At 43.6% G+C, this 21,853-nt stretch carries 21 protein-coding genes and 1 other annotated feature (1 of these 22 running past the window's edge); of the genes, 4 read left to right on the forward strand and 17 right to left on the reverse strand.

The window, feature by feature from the left end; genetic code table 11:
- Window positions 1-100 precede the first annotated feature (100 nt).
- Together SFC25_RS06855 and SFC25_RS06860 are read right to left on the reverse strand one after the other, a co-directional pair.
- Complete coding sequence (locus SFC25_RS06855) at window positions 101-1,096, reverse strand: class I SAM-dependent methyltransferase (RefSeq protein ID WP_411214543.1); 996 nt, start codon at window positions 1,094-1,096, stop codon at window positions 101-103.
- 113 nt (window positions 1,097-1,209) lie between these two features.
- Window positions 1,210-2,574, reverse strand: a complete 1,365-nt coding sequence (locus SFC25_RS06860) for a 2-hydroxycarboxylate transporter family protein (RefSeq protein WP_411214544.1) — start codon at window positions 2,572-2,574, stop codon at window positions 1,210-1,212.
- A gap of 236 nt (window positions 2,575-2,810) precedes the next feature.
- Between SFC25_RS06860 and SFC25_RS06865 the strand changes: the two genes are divergently transcribed.
- The gene (locus tag SFC25_RS06865) at window positions 2,811-3,788 is read left to right on the forward strand and encodes an NAD(P)-dependent alcohol dehydrogenase (RefSeq protein WP_411214545.1); all 978 of its coding nucleotides are present in this window, start codon (window positions 2,811-2,813) and stop codon (window positions 3,786-3,788) included.
- A 32-nt stretch (window positions 3,789-3,820) separates the two neighbouring features.
- On the opposite strand, the gene SFC25_RS06870 is transcribed toward SFC25_RS06865, so the two are convergent.
- From SFC25_RS06870 to refZ, 9 genes are all read right to left on the reverse strand, one after another.
- Window positions 3,821-4,528: a response regulator gene (locus SFC25_RS06870; protein WP_411214546.1), complete on the reverse strand. Its 708-nt coding sequence runs from the start codon at window positions 4,526-4,528 to the stop codon at window positions 3,821-3,823.
- A complete protein-coding gene (gene dcuS, locus SFC25_RS06875; RefSeq protein WP_411214547.1) occupies window positions 4,521-6,119 on the reverse strand; it encodes a DcuS/MalK family sensor histidine kinase in 1,599 nt (532 codons plus the stop codon). The genes SFC25_RS06870 and dcuS overlap by 8 nt, the downstream gene beginning before the upstream one ends.
- A 110-nt stretch (window positions 6,120-6,229) precedes the next feature.
- Window positions 6,230-6,667, reverse strand: coding sequence for a GerW family sporulation protein (gene ytfJ, locus SFC25_RS06880; RefSeq protein WP_411214548.1), 438 nt, complete (start codon window positions 6,665-6,667; stop codon window positions 6,230-6,232).
- A 10-nt stretch (window positions 6,668-6,677) separates the two neighbouring features.
- Window positions 6,678-7,214 carry a DUF2953 domain-containing protein gene (locus tag SFC25_RS06885; protein WP_411214549.1) on the reverse strand — a complete coding sequence of 179 codons (537 nt, stop codon included), beginning with the start codon at window positions 7,212-7,214 and terminating at the stop codon, window positions 6,678-6,680.
- Window positions 7,215-7,312: 98 nt separating this feature from the next.
- A complete protein-coding gene (locus SFC25_RS06890) occupies window positions 7,313-7,507 on the reverse strand; it encodes an alpha/beta-type small acid-soluble spore protein (protein ID WP_374077085.1) in 195 nt (64 codons plus the stop codon).
- 75 nt (window positions 7,508-7,582) lie between these two features.
- Window positions 7,583-8,782 carry a tRNA uracil 4-sulfurtransferase ThiI gene (gene thiI, locus SFC25_RS06895; protein WP_411214550.1) on the reverse strand — a complete coding sequence of 400 codons (1,200 nt, stop codon included), beginning with the start codon at window positions 8,780-8,782 and terminating at the stop codon, window positions 7,583-7,585.
- Window positions 8,783-8,786: 4 nt separating this feature from the next.
- Window positions 8,787-9,926 (reverse strand): cysteine desulfurase family protein, encoded by a 1,140-nt coding sequence (locus tag SFC25_RS06900; RefSeq protein WP_411214551.1) that lies wholly within the window; start codon window positions 9,924-9,926, stop codon window positions 8,787-8,789.
- A gap of 81 nt (window positions 9,927-10,007) precedes the next feature.
- Complete coding sequence (gene ezrA / locus SFC25_RS06905) at window positions 10,008-11,699, reverse strand: septation ring formation regulator EzrA (protein ID WP_411214552.1); 1,692 nt, start codon at window positions 11,697-11,699, stop codon at window positions 10,008-10,010.
- 155 nt (window positions 11,700-11,854) lie between these two features.
- A complete protein-coding gene (refZ, locus tag SFC25_RS06910) occupies window positions 11,855-12,493 on the reverse strand; it encodes a forespore capture DNA-binding protein RefZ (protein WP_411214553.1) in 639 nt (212 codons plus the stop codon).
- A 120-nt stretch (window positions 12,494-12,613) separates the two neighbouring features.
- On the opposite strand from refZ, the gene SFC25_RS06915 reads away from it, so the two are divergent.
- The gene (locus SFC25_RS06915) at window positions 12,614-13,099 is read left to right on the forward strand and encodes a GAF domain-containing protein (RefSeq protein ID WP_411214554.1); all 486 of its coding nucleotides are present in this window, start codon (window positions 12,614-12,616) and stop codon (window positions 13,097-13,099) included.
- Window positions 13,100-13,132: 33 nt separating this feature from the next.
- Here the strand turns inward: SFC25_RS06915 and SFC25_RS06920 are convergent, their stop codons facing one another.
- Window positions 13,133-14,959 carry a sensor domain-containing diguanylate cyclase gene (locus SFC25_RS06920; protein ID WP_411214555.1) on the reverse strand — a complete coding sequence of 609 codons (1,827 nt, stop codon included), beginning with the start codon at window positions 14,957-14,959 and terminating at the stop codon, window positions 13,133-13,135.
- 387 nt (window positions 14,960-15,346) lie between these two features.
- Here SFC25_RS06920 and rpsD point away from each other — a divergent pair, with 387 nt between their 5' ends.
- On the forward strand, window positions 15,347-15,949 hold the full coding sequence (gene rpsD / locus SFC25_RS06925; RefSeq protein ID WP_411214556.1) for a 30S ribosomal protein S4: 603 nt from the start codon (window positions 15,347-15,349) through the stop codon (window positions 15,947-15,949).
- Window positions 15,950-16,045: 96 nt separating this feature from the next.
- On the opposite strand, the gene SFC25_RS06930 is transcribed toward rpsD, so the two are convergent.
- Both SFC25_RS06930 and SFC25_RS06935 read right to left on the reverse strand, forming a co-directional pair.
- Window positions 16,046-16,795 (reverse strand): SDR family NAD(P)-dependent oxidoreductase, encoded by a 750-nt coding sequence (locus SFC25_RS06930; RefSeq protein ID WP_411214557.1) that lies wholly within the window; start codon window positions 16,793-16,795, stop codon window positions 16,046-16,048.
- Window positions 16,796-16,927: 132 nt separating this feature from the next.
- Window positions 16,928-17,758 (reverse strand): STAS domain-containing protein, encoded by an 831-nt coding sequence (locus tag SFC25_RS06935; protein WP_411214558.1) that lies wholly within the window; start codon window positions 17,756-17,758, stop codon window positions 16,928-16,930.
- A gap of 180 nt (window positions 17,759-17,938) precedes the next feature.
- Here SFC25_RS06935 and SFC25_RS06940 point away from each other — a divergent pair, with 180 nt between their 5' ends.
- Window positions 17,939-18,802 (forward strand): manganese catalase family protein, encoded by an 864-nt coding sequence (locus tag SFC25_RS06940; RefSeq protein ID WP_411214559.1) that lies wholly within the window; start codon window positions 17,939-17,941, stop codon window positions 18,800-18,802.
- A 41-nt stretch (window positions 18,803-18,843) separates the two neighbouring features.
- On the opposite strand, the gene SFC25_RS06945 is transcribed toward SFC25_RS06940, so the two are convergent.
- The 3 genes from SFC25_RS06945 to tyrS all read right to left on the reverse strand — a co-directional run bounded on the left by SFC25_RS06945 (window position 18,844) and on the right by tyrS (window position 21,723).
- Complete coding sequence (locus SFC25_RS06945) at window positions 18,844-19,725, reverse strand: DUF2382 domain-containing protein (protein ID WP_411214560.1); 882 nt, start codon at window positions 19,723-19,725, stop codon at window positions 18,844-18,846.
- Between the two features lie 97 nt (window positions 19,726-19,822).
- Window positions 19,823-20,329 (reverse strand): general stress protein, encoded by a 507-nt coding sequence (locus SFC25_RS06950; protein WP_411214561.1) that lies wholly within the window; start codon window positions 20,327-20,329, stop codon window positions 19,823-19,825.
- Window positions 20,330-20,445: 116 nt separating this feature from the next.
- Complete coding sequence (gene tyrS / locus SFC25_RS06955) at window positions 20,446-21,723, reverse strand: tyrosine--tRNA ligase (protein WP_411214562.1); 1,278 nt, start codon at window positions 21,721-21,723, stop codon at window positions 20,446-20,448.
- Between the two features lie 49 nt (window positions 21,724-21,772).
- Window positions 21,773-21,853 (reverse strand) — a binding site (T-box leader) (it continues 125 nt past the right edge of the window).

Genomic DNA, 21,853 nt, shown 5'->3' on the forward strand with positions numbered 1-21,853 from the left:
TCAGCCCCTTGTAAACTTTTACGTACTTTCCTATTTTACCTGTCTCGACAAGCTCATTGCAAGATATGTCGAGGACTTGTTTTAGTTTTCATTAATTTTTTTAGTTTTTTAAACCGGATAGCTCATTATCGAACCAATCATTGATCTGTTTCAGAACATTTGCCATTGCATTTGGATTCTTAAAGGAAGGCAGCTGTACGAGCAATGCCTGCTTCGGTGCTGTAGTTAGCGTCCCCTTTTTCTGCAAAATCAAAACACTTTTCGCCTGTGATTCATTTTTGAACATGCTATCTGGGAATTGAAGTAATCCGACGATATGCGCATGCTGCTGCAGGTACGTATGTAGCGTGCGGGCTTGGTCGCTTTCAAAAAGGAAGTTCGGCACGACGAATAGCAGATAACCGCCTTCTTTTGTATAATGTAAACTTTGCTCAATAAACAGATGGTGGGAATAAGAATGACCCTCTTCTGCCTTAAGTTCGAATTGTGCAGCTTGAATATCATCAGGATAATATCCGACTGGCAAATCACTCACGACAAGATCGACCGGTTCCAGAAGAAACGGGCGCAGGCTGTCTTGATGGAAAAACTCAATTTGCCTTTCCTGCATATTGGCATTCATCACCGCAAGCTGGATCAAAGTCGGATCCACATCACTGCCGTATGCATGTGCGGTTTGCTCAACTTGGTTCAAAACTGCCGTAAGCAGATTACCAGTACCAACTGCTGGGTCGAAAATGCGGAATTCTTCATTTTTCCCAACAAGTTTATTCGTTAAGTATCCAATAAGCATCGCAACGGTATCAGGTGTGAGCATATGCTGCTGCTGGGTAGCACCTTTCATGCCTTTGAGGATGGACAGCTGGATACCTTTACGGATTTCTTCCTTTTGGTAGCTCTGTTCATCGAACACAGCTGCATGCTTATCCAGCTGCTGTTTCAATAATGGCTGTTCAGTTATTTCTGATTCGCGATCCAATATATATTCCATTGCTGCACTAAGTGCATCAAGATAAGGTATGTTTTCACGTGTTTCCAATGCTTCGGCCATTTGGTCAAGTGCTTGGTAAACTTTTTCGACATTCTGTTGTTCCACGTATCTTTTCCTCCATTTCTCTGCATCTGCCTTATTGTATCAAAAGCAGCCGACAGAAGCGAGAACAGGCTCTGCTGCAAGCAAAAAGCCCAGCCTAGGCTGAGCTTTGCTCTTTATCCGAAGAAATGCATCAATGCTGTTGCACCGATAACTGTAGCAGCACCACCAAGACGAGTGGAGATCTGCGCGAATGGCATCAATGCCATACGACCGGAAGCAGAAAGGATCGCAACGTCACCAGTACCGCCAAGACCACTGTGGCAAGCCGTAACGATACAAGCTTCAACAGGATACATATTCATCAATTTACCTACAAAGTAACCAGTTGCAGCCATTGCGATAACAACAGACGCACAAGTTACTGCGAATCCGATTGTGAAGACACTTGCTACATCCTCAAGCGGAATGAAGACAATACCCAGACCGACCATCAAAGGCCATGTGAAAGCAGTGGACACGAATTTGTACAACTGCTGTGCTCCTGTTTGAAGTTTAGCAGGCAGCAAGTTACCAGACTTGATGATTGTTGCGGCAATGATCATGATGATTGCGCCGGATAGTGTGAAACCAGCCACAACATGGATCCAATGCTCGACAACTCGTCCAAGAACGAACAAACTCATTGCAACAAGGAGACCTGCTCCCATCAAACTGAAATCAATTGCTTTATTTGTGTTTTCTTTTGCGGCTTCCAGTACTTTATCGCCCTTGTTGGAGCGAACTAGTTTATCATGTCCAGCAAGCTCAGGACGTTTTTCACCAAGTTTTTTCATTAGACCTGCGATGATGATGGCACATACGTTACCGATAATGGCAGCTGGAACCAATTGAGAAATATAAGTCGAAGCATCTCCCCCAAGAACACCTGCATAACCTGCAGACAGTGGAAGTATACCTTCTCCGATACCACCAGCGATAATCGGAACAACGATGTAGAAGAAAGTATGATGTGCACTGTAACCGAATAGCATACCTACTAAAGTACCTACTGTCACCGCAGCAATCGTACCTGTCACCAATGGGATGAACATACGGATGAAGCCTTGGATAAGGACTGTCCGGTTCATACCAAGAATACTACCTACAACCAAACACGCAATGTAGAAGTAAAGGAAGTTGGATCCATCTGATGTCATCAGCTGATCGACAGCTTCCAAAGTGGATGAACTCAATGAGTCAAAGAACACGAGCATGGACGGAACGAACAAAGATAAAATTGCTGGTCCTCCGATGCTGTTGAAGTAAGGTATGCGCTGACCGATATCCCCTAGCAGCACACCTAGTACCATGATGACTGCAAAGCCGCCGATCATGTCAGTTGGCAATTGGTTAGTGTAAGCAGCAATAAGAACGATGATTGCTAATACGATATACACCGGAAGCGGCATAACACCGACTTTCCATTCCATAATTTTGTTAAAGCCTGATGGCTTTTGGTTGTTGGATTGTGGATCGCTTGTATGCGATTTCATTTCCATAGTAATGCACCCCCTAAGTAGATACGACTATTCTAATTTAACCAAAATTAACTGTGTTATTTTTTAACTAAACTAAATATAATATAACTTTTGTAATTAAAAAACGACGTCTGTGTTTTCTTAGAATGCCTTATAAATCCAGAGCATATTCCTGCCTTTTCTGACCAGGGTTTATAGCATACAAGCAATAATACCGGAATATAATAGCGCGATACCAGTCAGATAGGAGGGTGCTGATGATGAAGGCAATAACGACACGGAATTACGGTTCCCCTTCTGTACTCCAAGCGGAGGAAGTTCCTGATACAGTGCCGAAAGACGATGAGCTGCTTATACAAGTACACGCCGCCTCACTTAACCAAGCCAATCTAGTTCTGCTCAAGGGCAAACCCTTTCTCGCACGGTTTGCTTATGGGGTACTTAAACCAAAGCATAAAATTCCCGGAAGCGATATGTCAGGTGTCGTAAAGGCCGCAGGGAAACAAGTAACACGCTTCAAACCAGGCGATGAAGTATATGCTGATTTATCCAACTATGGGTTTGGATCTTTGGCCGAATATGTTGCTGTTCCAGAAAAGGCACTTGCCATGAAGCCGGCCAACCTTTCCCACCTTCAAGCCGCAGCCGTTCCTTTAGCTTCTTTAACTGCATTACAAGCGCTCCGGGATGCAGTCCATTTACAGCCCGGACAACGCATCATGATTTATGGTTCATCAGGAGGTGTCGGCACTTTCGCTGTCCAAATCGCCAAAGCTTTCGGGGCAACCGTTACTGCTGTTTGCAGTAAGAAGCACATGGAGAATATGAAGATATTGGGTGCTGATCATATATTGGATTATGAAACAGTCAATTTAACCAAGTATTACGGCTCCTTTGATGCAATTTTGGCTATCAACGGCTACCAGCCACTGTCGGTCTATAAAAAACTGCTGAACAAAAATGGTGTGTATGTGATGGTCGGCGGATCTGTTACCCAAATGTTTGAAGCAATGCTGCTTGGCTCCCTCTCCGCGCTGGGTAGCAGAAAAAAACTAGGCAACTTTTTAAAGAAACATAATACGGAGGACTTGGCAGAGCTGACAAGCTTGATAGAAGCAGGTAAAATTCGTCCCCTGGTAGATCGAGTATTCCCATTCCAAGAGTTTAAAGAAGCCTTCACGTATCTTGATCAGCACCACGCCTATGGCAAGGTCGTCATTAAGATGTCAAATTAAAAAAGAAGCCTATAGGAAGGCTTCTTTTTTTGTCAGATATATTGGCTGATATGATGGGAAGTATTAGCATTCACACGATATTTGAAGACCGGACGCCCAATACTGCCGTAATGCATTTCCACTTCAAGCAGTTGCACATCCTCAAGGAATTTCAAATACTTCCGTACAGACACCTGCGACATTTCGGTTTCATTCGCAATATCCTCTGTTGTGAAGAAATTATAACGGAAAGTTAGAATACTGTTCCAAACAACCTTTAGGGTACTTCTTGTAAGACCTTTTGGCAGCTGCATCATTTGTTCCTGCTCAGGCAGCTGCAGAAGCTGGCTGTCCAATTCCTGCTGCGTCATCTCTTCCTTATTGCTGAAGATAAGCTGACGCTTGCGATAACCGCTTAAAGCATTCTGGAAACGGTCGAATTCGAACGGCTTGATCAAGTAATCGACAGCTCCGAATTGTAATGCTTCCCGAATCATCGGCTTCTCACTTGCCGCCGAAATGATGATAGCATCCACTTTCTGGTCTCTTTTCCGGATTTCTTTCAGCAATTCTATTCCGTTCTTACCTTTCATATATACATCCAATAGCAGAAGGTCGACTTCGTTCTGTTGGATGAAGTCAAGGGCTTCTTTGTAATTCTGAGCAGCTCCGACGGCTGCAAATCCACTCATTTGTTTGACGTAGCGTTTGTTCAATTCACTAACCATCGGATCGTCTTCCACGATCAGTACTTTAATCATTTGTTACATCCTCCTGTGTATCATACGGCAGCTGGACGCTGAAGGTTGTTCCTTCGCCCGGCTCACTTGTCAGGACAAGATATCCGCCCAGCTTCTGCACATAATCTTCCACTTGATATAGGCCAAAGCCGCGGTCGTTTCCTTTTGTGGAATAGCCTTGTGTGAAAATTTTCTGCTGCTGCTCTTCACTGATCCCTTTTCCTGTGTCAGTCAGTTCTAAGAAGAGCTGTCCGTCATTGTATTTCATAGAAAGCTGGACCCGCTTCTCTGGCTGCTGGTCGACAGCATCCACTGCATTGTTCATTAAATTACCTAGAATGGTAATGAGCATCTGATTCATTTTCTCAGATGTATTTGGTATTGTATCTCTGCAATCCACTTCCAGCTGGACACCGTTTTCTGCCATATAGCTTTTCTTCCCTAGCAGGAAACCAGCAAGGATCGGATTCTTTAGATGATGGATCATCGCAATCGTCGCAGACCTCTCTTTACCGGCAACATTCTTCACATAACGCTCCAGCTGATCATAATCCTCTAATTCCAATAAACCAAGGATCACATGCAGCTTGTTCATGAAATCATGTGTCTGAGCCCTAAGAGCATCCGCGTACAGCATTGTATCCGTCAGCTTCTCGTTAAGATGGTTATATTCCGTGCGGTCAAGAAATGTTGCTATTGCTCCTTCAGTCTTTCCTTTGATCTGAATAGGGATTTCATTCATGACGAGCGTCAATCCATTATGCTCTACCTGACGTCCAATCAAAGGTTTGTTCCATGCGATAACTTGATGAAGCTTCGTAACAGGGAGCACATCATCGACATGACGGTTCTTCAGTTCTCCTTTGATCCCCATCTCTTCCAGTAACCTTTTTCCTTCTTTGTTGACCATCTGGATTTTCCCATTCGTATCGACAGCCAACATGCCGTCTTTGATCGATTCCAGCATGGCAATTCGTTCACTCAAAAGAGCAGCGATTTCGTCAGGTTCCATACCATGCATAATCTGTTTTATTTTCCGAGCCAGCAGCACAGCACCGATCAGACCAATAAATAAACTCAGTATCGTAGCCAGATATAAAGGCAATCGATTATTGCGAATGATCTCATTCAGTTCATTCATCGTTATACCGACAGCTACAACCCCGACTTGCTGTCCTTGTTCATTATAAACTGGAGCAAATGCCCGCAAGCTTAGTCCAAGTGTTCCTTTTGCCTTAGAGACAAATTCTTCCCCTTGTATCGCCGGCGTCTCATCTCCGCCGGCAAATCGTTTTCCGATTTCATCCGGGTCCGGGTGACTCAGCCGAATGCTATCCATGTTCATTACTACGACAAAATCCGCATCCGTAATTCCCATTGCCTGCGTAGTAAACTTTTGCAGGGTAGCGGAATCCTGCTCATCTGTCGCTTCCATGACGACTGGGTCAACTGCTATCAGCTTTGCAGTTTGCAGTACACGGTCCCGTTCCTGGGATTTGATATTATTGCTCGTCTCAATCCCGATCATGACAAATGTCGTCGTCACAGCCAGAATGACGACAATGAATACCAGGGCAGTCATCTGCGTCCGCAGATTTATCTTCTGTTTCAAGTATAACCTTCTCTCTTTTCGCTTTCCCGTTTCAAGCTCAGTATCTTTAAATTATAGCGGAATAAAGCCGGATTATAAACTAAAAAAACCACCAACAGGCGGTCTTTTAGTCAATATATTGTCTCATCATCAAATCGCTGCGATTTTTGCTGCTTTTTCTGCTTAGGATTCTGCTTGAGCATTTCTTGGATTTTTTCCACTGCTGCTGGTGCTGCTTCAATCAGTTTTTCATACAAATGTGTCTGTTCATCCAGATGGATCATTTTGACACCTTTATGGCCTACGATAAGAAAGGCTATCGGTGTGATGGACACGCCACCACCGCTTCCCCCTCCAAAAGGGAGTTCTTTCTGATCACTCTTTCCTTCAGAAGCTGAGTCAAACTCGCTTCCTCCAGCAGCAAATCCGAAACCAACTCGGGATACAGTCAAAATAATGCTGCCGTCGGGTGTTTCTACCGGATCGCCGACTATCGTATTGACATCAATCATTTCCTTCAGGTTTTCCATTGCAGTTTTCATCAAGCCTTGAATCGGATGATCTGCCATACTTCTCCTCCTATCTTCCTCTGGCATTGGATATGATAGCCTGCATAGCTTTCCCGGGGCGAATGGACACTATGCATTGAAAGCTGGTATCAAAGAAGGAAGTTTGAAAAATCGGCTGTACTTGGATGTCAAAGGGTTGTCTAATTCGGAAATTAGAACGGATAACTTGATTGAGTATTCCTTTTACAGTCCACACCAAACCAACCACCGTACCCACAGAAGCCGCATCAGACAATCCAATTGTCGTATGCCAGCGGAATTGCTGCAGTTCTGCGCTTTTTGTGATCTGCAGTAAATAAGGAATGCTGTTCCAAATCCTCTGCAGATCGGTAAAAAGATTGGATAATTGCTGCTTTATGTCTTCGACAGATGTGTGCTCAATGGATGATTGCTGTTTGAATTGCCGTTTATGAACACAAATGCCGAAAACTAATATCCTGATATTCCAATGCTTTTGATCATAATGAATATGTATTGTTACTTTTGCAACAAGAGCCATTCCTATTAACAGCAGAACACAAAGCACAACACCAATGACTATCCACATATTGATCAGCCTCCTTAAGCAATAGGATAAGCATTTCATTCTGTTTTTACACAGAAAAGGAGCAGCGTGTGCTGCCCCTTTATGCCATACTTATGAAATTATCTGCTTAATTGCTCTTGTGCTGTGCGTACAAGACGTTTTGTGATTTCTCCTCCAACAGAACCGTTGGCACGAGAAGTTTCGCTTCCGCCAAGCTGTACACCGAATTCTTGTGCGATCTCATATTTCATTTGATCTAGTGCTTGTTGCGCTTGAGGTACTACTAGCTGGTTGCTTGAGTTATTGTTAGCCATTTTGTGTCACCTCCTTGTACATGTAGCATGCGCTGACAAGGAGAGTAACATACAGATTATTTATATGGGAAGTTCTTACAATAAATCAGCAAACGGCGCTTTGTCTTCATCTGGCACAGCAGTGATGATTTCTGTACCCTCGATAGCTCGCTCGAATTCAGCCGAGAAGTCGATGGTACCTTCATACAAATGGACCTTTTCACGACGAGGCTTTGTTTTCGGCGCTTCCGGTACAAAGACTGTACAGCAGTCATCATATGGACGTGTTGAAATCTCGTAGGTATCTATTTGTTTTGCAATATCGATAATATCCGACTTATCCATCGTTATCAATGGGCGCAGTATTGGATAATTTGTCACTTCGTTGATGGCAAACATACTTTCCATCGTCTGACTTGCAACCTGACCAAGACTTTCTCCGGAAGTAAGTGACATGATGCCGTGTTTTTCTGCAATTCGTTCACTGATACGAAGCATCATCCGGCGCATGACTGTCATGCTATAACCAAACGGTATTTCTTGATGCACCTTCACTTGTAAATCTGTGAATGGAACAACATGGATTTTCACTTTGGCACCGAACTTGGATAGTGTTTGCGCCAAATCGATCACTTTCTGTTTCGCACGTTCATTTGTATAAGGAGGCGAATGGAAGTGGATTGCTTCTATCTCCACGCCGCGCTTCATCGCCAGATACCCTGCTACAGGACTGTCGATACCACCTGACAGCATCAAAAGTGTCTTACCTGAGCTGCCTGCCGGCAAGCCGCCTGGCCCCTTGATTTTTTGGCCAGTTACATAAGTTGCGCGCTCGCGTATCTCGACCATGATATCCACACCTGGTTTCCTTACATCAACAGGATAGCCTTCGCTGTTCTGAAGCACATATGCACCGATGCGCTGATTCATTTCCTGGGAGTCTATCGGGAATCGCTTGTTCGTTCGGCGGCAAGATATTTTAAACGTAGTTCCAACTGGATTATCAAGCAATAGCTGCAATGCAGCTTGCTTGATCGCCAGCTCTTCATTTTCCGTCCGGATTGCAAGACTGAAGCTATGAATGCCGAATATGTGCCGGCATGCTTCCACAATCGGTTCATGATCTTCTCCATGAAGATGGATATACATCCGATCACGTGTACGTTCCACTTTCGCTTTCCGGTAAGGTCTGATTTGGTCTTTCACGTTGTATTCCAGTTGTTTGGTGAAATGCTTCCGATTCTTTCCCTTCAGTGCCATTTCTCCATAACGTATCAATATATGATCATACTGCATAAGCTTACCTCATCACTTTCTTTAAATGTATTAATGTCTTCTCCAGAACCTGAAGGAAGTAGTCGACTTCCTGCTGTGTATTATCGTAAGAAAAACTCACTCGGATAGCAGATTCTGCTTGTGCATCCGGTACTCCGCAAGCAAGCAGCACGGCACTCGCATCACTGTTCTTGGATGAGCAAGCTGATTTGGTCGATACATAGATATCCTTTTCTCCTAGAGCATGTACCAATACTTCCGGTTTCAATCCTGGCACAGAAAAGTTTAAAATATGCGGGGCGCCAGCAGGCGGAGAGTGGAGGACTACGCCGTCCATCTTCTCCAAGCCAGCCCAAAGCCTTTCCCTCAGTTCAAATAGCTTAGCAGGATGGAACTGCAGCTCTTCCATCGCCAAGCGCAGCGCTTTGACCATTGCCGTAATCCCTGGTACATTTTCAGTTCCAGATCGAAGCGCCTGTTCTTGCCCTCCACCGGATAGCTGTGCGGCTATACGCGTATCAGCCGCTTTATATAAAATTCCGCTGCCTTTCACTCCATGGAATTTATGAGCTGAAAGTGTACATAGATGAATATGACTCTCCTTGATCTCAAGTGCCACTTTTCCGGCTCCTTGCACATGGTCAACGTGGAATGTGATAGCAGGATAATCCGTAAGCATCTGACCGATTGTTTTAATTGGCTGGATGGTACCAAGTTCATTGTTCACATGCATCACACTAACAAGGATGGTTTGATCTGTTATGGCTTCTTTTATCTTTTCAGCCGTGACATAACCATATTTATCCACATCCACATATGTCACCTTAAAGCCTTGGTTCTCTAACTCCGCACATGTCTCCAAGACAGAAGGGTGTTCGACAGTCGTCGTGATAATATGATTTCCTAAACGTTTTTTCTGAAATGCTGTTCCTTTTATCGCTAAGTTATTTCCTTCGGTTCCGCCGGATGTGAAAAGAATCTCATTTTCTCCGACATGTAATAGCTGAGCTGCCTGTTTCCGGCATGCAGTCAGCAGCTGTTCCGCGCTGCCGCCCAACCGATGCAGAGAAGAAGGGTTGGCGAAATAAGTTTTTGCGGCCTCTGTATAACTGGCAAGCGCGTCAGGGTGCGGCTTCGTCGTTGCACTATTATCAAAGTAGATCATGTATCCGTCTCCCCTCTGTACAAACTGTCTTTTACTAAAATAAAGCAATCCCTCGCGTGTGGCAAGGGATTGCTTTATGTATCAGCTGGGAACCTTGATATGTTTTTCCAAGCGTTCCAGCGCTTTCGGCTCTATATCTTGTAATGCACGTGCAGCCCGCTCCAAGGCTTGTTCATATTGATATTCACGGAACAGCTTCTCTGATTCTGCCATTTCGGCAGCAAGCATCGGATATTGGCTGCGGTAACGGTTTGAGTACTGAATCACTACTTCTGCCAAATAAGCTTGTTCAAGCAAATGCTCAATTTGTTCGATAGTTGTATTGGAAATTTCCTCTGCCTGCTGCAAATGTGTACGGACCTCAGCCATATCAAGCGGATGTGCTTCGAGTACCTCCATCGCGCGGGAGGTTTTCTCCTGGCTCTCTTCAACCATCTGCCAAACATCCTGCGGTACACCTGGGATATTGCTCTTTTGGAGTTTCCGATTTACATCGTACAGCTTCTGACGCATATCAGCAATTTTCTCTTTTGCTTCCAATTCGTCTTTACGCAATGTCTTGATCTTTTCGCGGATGGCTTCGTGTTCTTCTTCTATGGCACTTAGTTCACGGAAACCTGCTTCCAGCTCTTCTTTCAGCTTCGCATGTGATACAAGCTCATCATCGACCTCTTGCTGCAGCGTTTCAAGCTGTTTGACGAGTCTGGAAATCTTAGTTTCAAGCTTCAGATGGAATTCAACATCATTGTCAGTGAAGAAATAAGACTCCCGCAGTAAATCGACTTCTTCTTTTGTCTTGATATAGGACTCTGTTTTCTTCTCGACAGCATGGACATATTGCTCGAATTTTGTATCGACATAATTCTTGGCAACAGCTTCATTCTCAAGCAGCTGATACATTTCTTTAATCCGGCTTTCCAGAGCAGGGATAACCAAATTCGCTTCTTCTGTCTCGCCTGCCTCCAGCTGTTTGATGAGAAGTTCCAAACGTTCCTTCTCTGCCTTAAGCTCATCCTCAAAACCAAGATGGTGGATCCTGTAGCCATCCTGCTTCATTTCACGAATGCCGCCCACCAGATCCGTGACTTGCGATGGAAGATCTGTCTTCACCTGCTTGTACAATTGTGGGAATGCTTCGATCTCCGCTTGCAAGGATTCAGTTTTCAACTTCACGTCTGTTATGAGTTGATTCGCTTCGAAGTAGTTGCCAGATTCAATGAGTGAATGATAAGTAGCCAGCTGCGTGATTTGCTCCGCGATCGCCGTCTCAAAACGCACATCTGCTTTTCCATATTGATGGCGATGCTGCGAAATCGTACGTTTCAGCGTTTGCAACACAGGCTGTAAAGCCTCTGCCTGCTTACGCGCTTCTTCTTCCGATGCAAGCAGTTCATCCAGCTCACGGAACATGGCTTCAATCTTATCCTCCACTTGGGAGAGTGTCGCTTCCACTTGCTGCAGATGCTGTTTCGCTTTTTTGAAACGATAGCGGTCAGCACCTTCCTCCGCATCAAAAAGAGCCTCTTCTGTATCTGGAAGCTCTTTGGTTACGATATGATCCCAGCGTTCCTTCCACGATTCAAATTTTTCCTGTGTTTCTCCAGACAGGTTCAACGCTTTCACTTTCGCTAATTCTTCTGATACGTTGCGGTTCGATATATCCATTTTCCAGCTCTCAAGCCGGTCCACTTCATCATAAACACGCTTTCTCATAATCAAGCCCAAGATGATCAGGGCGATGATTAAAATAATTCCTCCGATGATGTACGGCAATGTCCAGCCTCCTAACCAATACTCGGGAAAAAGGAGTAATACCCTAATAATCGTTATCTATTTTTAATACTAATATGATACCATGTAAACCGCAAATATGGCTAAATTTTTTCAAATTTCTCTGGTATTTTCCATGTTTTTCCCTGAGTACTGGATCAATTGGCTGATACTGCACGCAGCCCAGCGGAGGAAACCGTTGTCAAAGTATCGATCCAATGGTGGATGCTGGATGTGTACATGCTGCAAAAATAGCGGCGCGACTCCTCTGTCAGCAGCATTCCTTTCATTTCTTTGTTCATCATGAACGGTGCAGAGAGCATACCGGAAAGCTGCATATAAAGGTAGACTCCTTCCCTCTCCCGTATCCCATTCGCTTCCAAATAATCACGAAAAGCTTGTTTCAGCGTATGATTCTCCTTCGCTAAATACGTCACTGCCATTTCCCTGACAAAGACGGAATCCAGCATGAGCTCCCTTTGGATGAAAGCCGTGAATTGATTCCGCGAGAGTTTATAATGTATAATTGCTTCAATTAATTGTTTCAGATAGGTACTGGAAGAATCCTGCCCGCGTTTTTGGGATGTTTTCTCCAGCACAGCAAGATATTCTTCGTAATACAGCACGACGGATGCTTCCAGAAGTCCTTGCTTGCTCTTATAATAATAGTTGATCAAGGAGACATTGACCGAAGCTTTTCCCGCAATATCGCGGACGGATGTCCCATGGTAGCCTTTTGTGTAGAACAATTGACAAGCGGCGTCCATCACTTTTTGTTTCGTGTCATTTTTTTTCAATCTTCTCAGCTCCTTTATCTGTTGTATACGACAGCGAAAGAGGTATCCCTGCATTTTTCGCTCGCCAAATCTCGCGCCTTCTGTCGAATTACAGAAATAAATTATATGGGGGAAATGAATATGTTCGAAACGAAAGCTTATAGCGGTTCCCGAGAAAAGGACTATGAATTGCTTGTTAAACAGCTAGATGCCTTGCTGACTGGCGAAGAAGATGAAATCGCCCACCTTGCAAATGCTTCTGCTCTTTTGAATCAGTTTTTGGATGATGTGAACTGGGTCGGTTTTTACCTTCATAAAGGAGAAGAACTGATTCTTGGTCCTTTCCAAGGTCTTCCTGCATGCGTGCGAATCAAAATAGGAAAAGGTGTATGCGGAACAGCTGTAGCCGAAAACAAAACGCAGCTGGTGCCAGATGTACATCAATTCCCTGGTCACATCGCTTGTGACGCAGCAAGCCAGTCTGAAATTGTTGTTCCTATCGTTGTAAATGGCGAATCTTACGGTGTGCTCGATATCGATAGTCCTTCCAAAAATCGATTCGACGAAACAGATCAGAAGTACTTGGAAAAATTCATCGAGGTCCTCGTCAAGCATTTGACAAAATAAAAAGACAGCTTCCGTATAGCGGAAGCTGTCTTTTTAGATACAATATCTGTTTTTCCCAAGGCGTTTTGCATCATACAGCTTGCGGTCCGCTCTGGAGAATAAATTATGCACCGGCGGACGGTCTTCCTCTGTCCATGTGGATACACCGCATGAAACAGTAACAGCAGGACGCGTCGAGCCAGCAACACTCTGAACGATTTTTTCTGCTTTCTTTATTGTCTGATCGAAAGACGCATGCGGCAGGTAAATCGCCAGCTCTTCTCCGCCCCACCTTGCTGCTACATCTGATGGGCCAAGCATATCTTTTATAAGGTTGGCCACTTGGATTAAAAGATAATCGCCGGTATTATGTCCATATGTATCATTCACTTTTTTAAAGTCATCCACATCAATCAAGATAAAGCCGCCTTGTGCATCGTCCCTGATATGCTCACGCATCTTTTCATCCAGGTAACTTCTCGAAAATAGATTCGTGAGGTAATCCGTGATAACCAAATTCTCAAGTTTCTCACGAAGCATGGAATTGACAATTGACAACGACGAATGCTGAACCAGCGATTCAATAAGCCGGAATGATTCAAAGGTGAAGTAGCTAGGGTTTCGATGCAGTACAAGCACTACACCTTGCAACTGTTCCGACCTTACCATCGGAATCGCCAGCAAAGACCGATAAGGAAGCGGCACATCCGGGTATCGTTCCTGGAAGTTGCTGATAAACATAGCCTCCCCGTTTCCATCCCGACAATGCTGCGCAATCCATTCCAGGAAGATATGGGAATTTGGTTCAAAGAAATAACCTGTGCTGCCATTCAGTATATCACCTGCGTCTTGGTCTCCTCTGTATAGGATGAATCCAATTTCTTCCCCGCCGAACGTATCCCGGATTTGCTGATGCATCAAGGTGATTGTGTCTGATAGACGCAAGTTAGCATTCATTTTCTTTGATGTCTCATTAATCAGCTGTAAATCACTGATCAGTTTTTTGGAGTGCTGATACAATCGGGCATTCTCAAGTGCATTGCCTGCCGAGTCGGCTAGTTTTGTAATAAAACTATGATCCGCTTTCGTGTATGCAATAGCTGACGGAATGGAGACATGCAACACACCGTAAATACCTTGCTTGCCGTTCAGGGGCACATACCGATTGACTGCTTGCCCTTTTGCACTTGCTTCTACCTGTACTTCACCTGTCATATATGCCCGCGTACTGGCTTCATGGACAGAATAGTCATAAATCAAATTTTTGATGGGCAGCTCCGTATCTCCATGATAGTCCTGGGCCAGCAAAAGGGCATAAGCGAATTGCGGATAAGTCCGCTGCAAAGTCGTGATCAGTACTCGAAGGACATCATGCATGTCGATAGAAGCATGCAGATTTGTCGTTGCTTCATATAACTGAACAGTACGCTGTTCATCTTCTTTCGCTTGATAAGTGCTGATAAGATGGTGAACACAATTCCCGATTTCCCAAGCCAGTTCCCTGCAATCCGGAATCTTCTCTCCGCCTCCCCCAATATAAAGGAATCCGATGATACCTTCATCCGGACGCTGTAATGGTAAGACTCTATCCAATACATGCGGAAATTCCCTTAACATGTCCGGCATACAAACTTTCTTGGGAATATAACCGATTGACGGATGAAATCCACTCTGTCTCGGCCCTGCATAGCTTATGCGCTCTAATCGCTGCTGCCATTCATCATATAAATATAGTGCCACACTGTCTGCTTGCAGGATTTTCTTCATATTTTCGGTCATAAGCGCGAGTATCTCTCTGTAACTATATCTTTCTCTCGATACAAGGAGCTGATAGAAATAAAGCTTTGCTTGTTCAAGATTGCTGTCAGTTAGCCGCTCCATCTGCATCTCACCTACAATTTGGTAGTTTTATTCTATTATATAAGATAATAGACTCAATTCTCAATCAATATCCTAGTCCTTTTTGCTTACTGATATATGCATTATACTTCCTTTGTCTAATTGTCTTGACTTTAACCAGATGGAAAGCTTATAATACTCTTTGTGTAAAATAAATGGCGGCCTATGTGAACTCACATTTGTCTGATTTTGTTCCTTTCTTGGCAAGGCGTATAAAGAAACGAATCTTCGTTTCTCCTTGTTTCAGAAGGTGTATCGTGTAACTCTCTGCTGTCGGAGCGATGGTACATGAAAACATAATCAACAGGTGAACCGAGCGCACTCTGTTTTTATTTTATGCAAATAAAATAATAAAGGTGGAATTTATCCATGGCACGTTATACAGGTCCATTATGGAAAAAATCCCGTCGTCTTGGTATCTCCCTAAGCGGAACAGGTAAAGAGCTTGACAAACGCCCTTACCCACCAGGACAACACGGTCCAAACCAACGCAGAAAGCAATCTGAATACGGTTTGCAGCAAGCTGAGAAACAAAAACTTCGTTACATGTACAACATGAACGAGCGCCAATTCCGTCGTGCATTCGAGGAAGCTGGTAAAATGAAAGGTATCCATGGTGAGAACTTCATGACTCTTCTTGAATCTCGTCTTGATAACCTAGTATTCCGTCTAGGCTTGGCTCGTACTCGCAGACAAGCTCGTCAGATCGTTGGCCACGGTCACATCACTGTAGACGGTAAACGCGTAGATATCCCATCTTACCGCGTAAAACCTGGTCAAGTTATCGGTGTTCGTGAGAAATCACTTAAACTTGATATCATCACTACATCTGTTGAAGCGAACAACTTCGTTCCAGATTACATGACATTCGATGCAAACAGCTTGCAAGGAACTTACTCTCGTTACCCAGAGCGTTCTGAGCTTCCAGCTGAAATCAACGAAGCACTTATCGTAGAGTTCTACTCCCGTTAATTGCTTGAAAAACTCCGGATTGCCGCAAGGCATTTCCGGAGTTTTTTTATATAAAAAAATCACCTTGCTTCAAGCAAGGCGACTTCTCTATGATAATTATTTTGTATTCGTAAATCCGCCATCGATGCGGATAACTTCCCCATTGATGTATTGGGCTTTGGAAGTAAGCAAGAAAGTAACAAGCTCTGCCACTTCTTCTGGTGTACCAAGACGTTTCTGCGGAATACCGCCAGTCGCATTTTCTTTCATTTTAGGATTGGCTGCATAAAACTCTGCTACCATTTTCGTTTCTGTAGGACCTGGCGCGATCGCGTTTACGCGCAAACCATCCTTCGCATATTCTGCAACCAAGCTTTTTGTCATACCAACAATGGCATGCTTTGTAGCTGCATATGTGACAACAGAATCCTGTCCGATTACACCCGCACTGGAACTAGTATTTACAATGGAACCTCCGCCATTTTTCACCATTACTTCTGCTACATAACGAACACCATAAAGAGCGCCCAGCAAATTGATGCCAACGATGCGTTCGATTTCCGCTATATCGGAATCAAGGAAGTATTTACCGCTTCCTGAGATACCAGCGTTGTTGAAGAAATAATCGATTGTGCCGAAATGCTCGACAGTTTTATCTACATAATTCTTGACATCTGCTTCTTTGGAAACATCTGCTTGGATGAAAATTGCTTCCGCTCCAGCTTGTTTCACTAACTCAACAGTTTCGTTTGCACCTTTTTCGCTAACGTCAACCACTGCGATATTTACGCCTTCTTCTGCAAGCCGGACAGCCGTAGCCTGACCTAAGCCGCTTCCTGCCCCTGTAATGATTGCTACTTTACTCATATGTAACCCCTCCGATAGTAGATAGTTTGAACTATACATATGTTATTGTACTACGTTCTGCAGAAATTATGAAGGAAGTCGACTTTTGTCGAAAAAAATAAGAGCTTAAATTAAGCTCTTATTTCAATCGTGTTATTTTTGCAGCATGATTTTCTCTACTGCATTTTTCAAAGAATGTGTTGTCTTCAGCTGACTGAACGGAATACCCAGCTGTGTCGAGGTTTGCGCAATTTCTGGCCGCATGCCGGAAATAATAGTTTCGACTCCGAGCAGCTTTAAAGATTCGACGATCGAAAAGATTCTATGAGCTACCATTGTATCAATAACTACAACCCCCGACATATCAATGAACAGATGATCGACTCCGAGCTTGGAGCAGCTATGCAGGACGTTTTCCATCATATACTGAGCACGGTTTGTATCTATTTCTCCAACAAGCGGCAGCAGAGCCACAGTAGGTGTCAGCGAAATGACAGGTGTGCTCAGTTCCAAAATCATCTCCTGCTGTGCCTGTAATTTAAATTCGGATTGCTTTGCGTTTTCACGGATGAACCAGACGATAACTTGATTGAAAGAATCGGTGATTTTTTCATGATAGTCCAAAGCTGTCTGCGCATCTACATTTTTTTCTCTGCAAAAGTCCCGCAGTACGTCTAGATATAATGCCTGATTTCGATAAAATTCATTGATAATCACATCGATCGGTGTATTCAAGTGCCGGTCATCCTTCGCGATAGAAACGATCCAGTCCTCAAATGCATCACAAGAAACATCGGATTCCTGATTCAAAACTTCGCAAAATCGCTCGTGAAATCCCCTATTTTGGGCTTTCAGCTGTGCAATAGCATCCGGTTCCGATACTGCGTATACGCCGCTCGTTTTATCAGCAGCAGCGTACCACTTCTCTACTATTTGATCTATATTTTTCAGATAGTGCTGATGTAATTCCTGTTGATATAGCATTTCTCTGCTCCTTATTTCTAGCTTCAAATAAAGTATGAACACTTTTTACTATAGCATCTTTGATTCATCATTTTCCATAAGTGAAGGAAAAACAATACCATTTTCCTAAATAAAAAAGAATAATGCGTATTCTTGTGAAGAACAATAGATATAAATCGACTAGAAGCTGAGGTGTTAGAAATGTATTATTACAAAGAGGAATTAATCAATATTATCAAACCGGATAAGCCAGATCCAGCTGCTGCGAAGGTTCTACAGGAGATTCTAGGCGGTCATTATGGAGAAATGCGTACAATGATGCAATTCTTCTTCCAAAGCTCTAACTTCCGCGGGAAACAAAAACAATTCCGCGACCTTCTGCGTGGAATCTTCCTTGAGGAGATAGCTCATGTGGAGTTGGTACAAAACACGATTAATGCTTTGCTGGACGAGTCTGGTGAAGGCGGAGCAGGAAACACTGCGCCTGATGGAGCACCACTTGATGGACCAATTGAAGAAACACCAAACGTAAATCCCCACCACTATATTATCGGTGCACAATCGTCCATTCCTTTTGACGCTGCAGGAAATCCGTGGAATGGCTCATGGGTCTACAACCACGGTAACTTGATTGCTGACCTGCTGAATAACGTTGTGCTTGAGTCAACAGGTGTATTACAAAAAACACGCATTTATGAAATGAGTTCTAATGCCACTTTCCGCGAAACGTTAGCCTTCCTTATTGTAAGAGATAATGCGCATCAGAACGCTTTTGCAAAAGCATTGGAAACACTTGGTGTTGATTGGGGCAGAATCTTGCCAGTACCAAATTATGATATCAACAAATATCCGGAATGTAAAAAATTCGTGGATATGGGCTTCCATAATACCCAATTCAACTTCCGTCTTGATCAAACCCGTATTGCCGAGATTATCCAAGGCACTGTACCTAGCAGAAATGGCGGAGAGTTCTCCGTCTCCCAACCACCAGCAGGCTTCCCGGTACCTGAATTGCCAGAACTTCCAAATGAGCATAGCACCGGAATAAGCGACTTGAATCGTTAAATAACAGAAAACTCACCAGCATAGGCTGGTGAGTTTTTAATTTATTTTAGACCATTATTCTTTTTTGTGCTGTCTTTAATTTCTACTTCTTCACGTTTTACATCTTCACGCACATGGACATTTTCTGTAACATCTTTCTTATTGACGACAATCTCTTCTTTAATGACGTCTTTCTTATCCACGTCTACTTTTTCTTCATATACCGGAACATGGATCTCATCTTTTTCTGTATAAGCAGCATCTGTTTTACCTTGGTCATTCACTTTGTTGACTGGACGGCGCTCGATCGTAACTTCCTGTTTTGTAACAGGAACATCGAATTCTTCTTTATCTGTCACTGTACGTTTATCGATGTTTACTTCTCCGGATTTGACAGAATTCGTATCCACATCCACTACCTCTTCATGAAGTTCCATCTGTTCGGTTTGGGATGCGTTAGGCTTATCTGTTTTACCTTTATTTAAATCTGCAAAAGCAGTATTGCCAGTTCCAGCTGGTGTGTTCCCAGGCGTTGCATTGCCAGGTGTTACAGGATTTCCATCAGCTCTTAATGTATCTTTATTTGTTGTTGAAGCATCCGCCTGCAATTTATCTTGTGCTGATGGATGTACAAACAATAAGATCTTGCCATTTTTCAATTCATCTACATAACGGTCAGTTTCTTTTTGGTTCAAGTTAAGATCTTCTAATGCCTTCTCCTCTGGATCATCTCCGGAAAACAAAGCAGATACCTTATCGCCAAAGGAGCCTTTCGCTTCCTTATAATTCACGCTCAGTCTGTCTGCTAAAATAGAGGACTCAGGCTTTTTGTCTGTAATTACTGTTACTTTGTTTTCTTGGATACCTTTGGATTTCAATTCGTTTACTCTTACGATCACATCATTTTCATTTTGGAAGGTTTCGATTTTATTTTGTGCTAACATGTTGTATGCCTCCTAAATTGTTTTGAAGTGTTTCATGTTTTTTTTATTCCCGGTCGTGTTTCTGTTAAACATTGAATTATTAATTCAGGTAAACTAGTTATCTTCTCGTCTTATTCAGTTCATTCGCATTTTGATCATTCGTATTTGGTTCTGCATGCAGTCCGTCATTCGGTTTATCAGCTGCATATAATCCATCAGCTGTCATCCCTTTTTCTGCTTCTGTTGCGTGGTCGCTGCGGTCCTTAGCAACTGCTGTTTGAGAAGAAGCTGTATGCGCTGGGGCATTTTTTGCATATAGCAGTACTTTCCCAGCTTTCAATTCATCTGCGTAACGATCCTTTTCTGCATCTGTCAGCTGCAGATTCTTCAGAACCTTCTCCTCTGGATCGCCACTTGAGAATAAGGATGAAAGTTTCGAACCGAAGGAACCATTAGCTTCCTTATAATGTACATCCCGCTTATCATCAAGAATACTATCAGCAGGTTTTTTATCAACGATGATAGAGATATCTTCTTCTGGTACTCCAGCTGTAATCAATTCGTTCACTCGGATAATTGCATCGCTTTCGTTAAGGAACGTTTCAATTTTATTTGTTTCAGCCATGATTATTACCTCCTGTGAATTTGCTTTTTATACATACGGTATACATGGGTTACTTTCCCCCTCTTACTCTCCTGAAACATAAAAAGCACTGTCCAGCTCGGACAGTGCTTCTAAAATCAAGCAAATTTCAATAATGTATATTTTTTCTTGCCGCGGCGGATGATGATGAACCGGTCATCGATACGATCCGTTTTTGTAAGGACACGGGCAACGTCTTCTTCTTTTTCACCATTGATGCGGATCGCACCATTTGTGATATCTTCCCTTGCCTGACGTTTGGAAGGAGAGATTCCTGCTTCCACTAACATATCGACCAGTGATTTATCTTCGTCAGCAGCCGTATAGGACGGAACATCCTTGAAGCCTTGCTCAATTTCAGCACCATTGAGGGAAGCAATATCCCCGCTGAATAAAGCAGCTGAAATCTTGATCGCCTGCTCCAAAGCTTCCTTACCATGTACAAGAGTTGTCATCTCTTCAGCAAGCTTTGTTTGAGCAAGACGTTTTTCCGGCTCATTTTCAACACTTTGCTCGTACGTTGCTATTTCTTCCAGGGACATGAACGTAAAGTATTTCATGAACTTGATTACATCACGGTCATCCGTATTGAACCAGAATTGGTAGAATTCGTAAGGAGTCGTACGTTCCGGGCTGAGCCATACAGCTCCACCAGCTGTTTTGCCGAATTTCGTCCCATCAGCTTTTGTAATAAGCGGCACAGTCAGGGCAAAGGCTTTATCCTGGGCTTCTTCATTATTTCCAGCATGCGTCCGGCGAATCAATTCCATTCCAGCTGTTATATTCCCCCATTGATCGCTTCCGCCAATTTGCAGCGTTACATTTTCTTTTTCGTACAAGCGCAGGTAATCCAAGGATTGCAAGATCATGTACGTGAATTCGGTAAAGGAAATACCATTTGCCAATCTGGACTCAACTGAATCCTTCGCGAGCATATAATTGACTCCAAAATGTTTCCCGATATCGCGAAGGAAATCAATGATGCTCATAGCTCCGAGCCAGTCTGCGTTATTTACTGCTTTGGCAGCATTTTCACCTTCATCAAAGTTCAAAATGCCCGCAAGCTGCTTCTGGATACCTTGGCTGAAGCTTTCTACTGTTGCAGCATCATTTAAGTTCCGTTCATCTGAACGTCCGCTCGGATCCCCGATCATCCCTGTGCCTCCGCCGATAAGCGCTATCGGACGGTGACCTGCTTGCTGGAATCGTTTCAGCATCAGCATCGGGACAAGATGCCCGATATGCAAGCTGTCGGCTGTCGGGTCAAACCCACAGTACAAACTTACCTGCTGGCTGGATAGATGCTTCTCCAATCCTGCATCATCACTCGTCTGCTGCACCAAACCTCTGTCTTTCAAATCCTGTAAAATCGACATATTGTCCACTCCTCACTCACAATTGAGAATAAAAAAAACCCCATCCCTAAAAAGGGACGAGGAATAACTCGCGGTACCACCCTTGTTGCAGTGTAAACTGCCACTCGGTTTGCTAACGGATATACATCCG

It is taken from the genome of Terribacillus saccharophilus, from assembly GCF_046592595.1.
Taxonomy (GTDB): Bacteria; Bacillota; Bacilli; order Bacillales; family Amphibacillaceae; genus Terribacillus; species Terribacillus saccharophilus_C.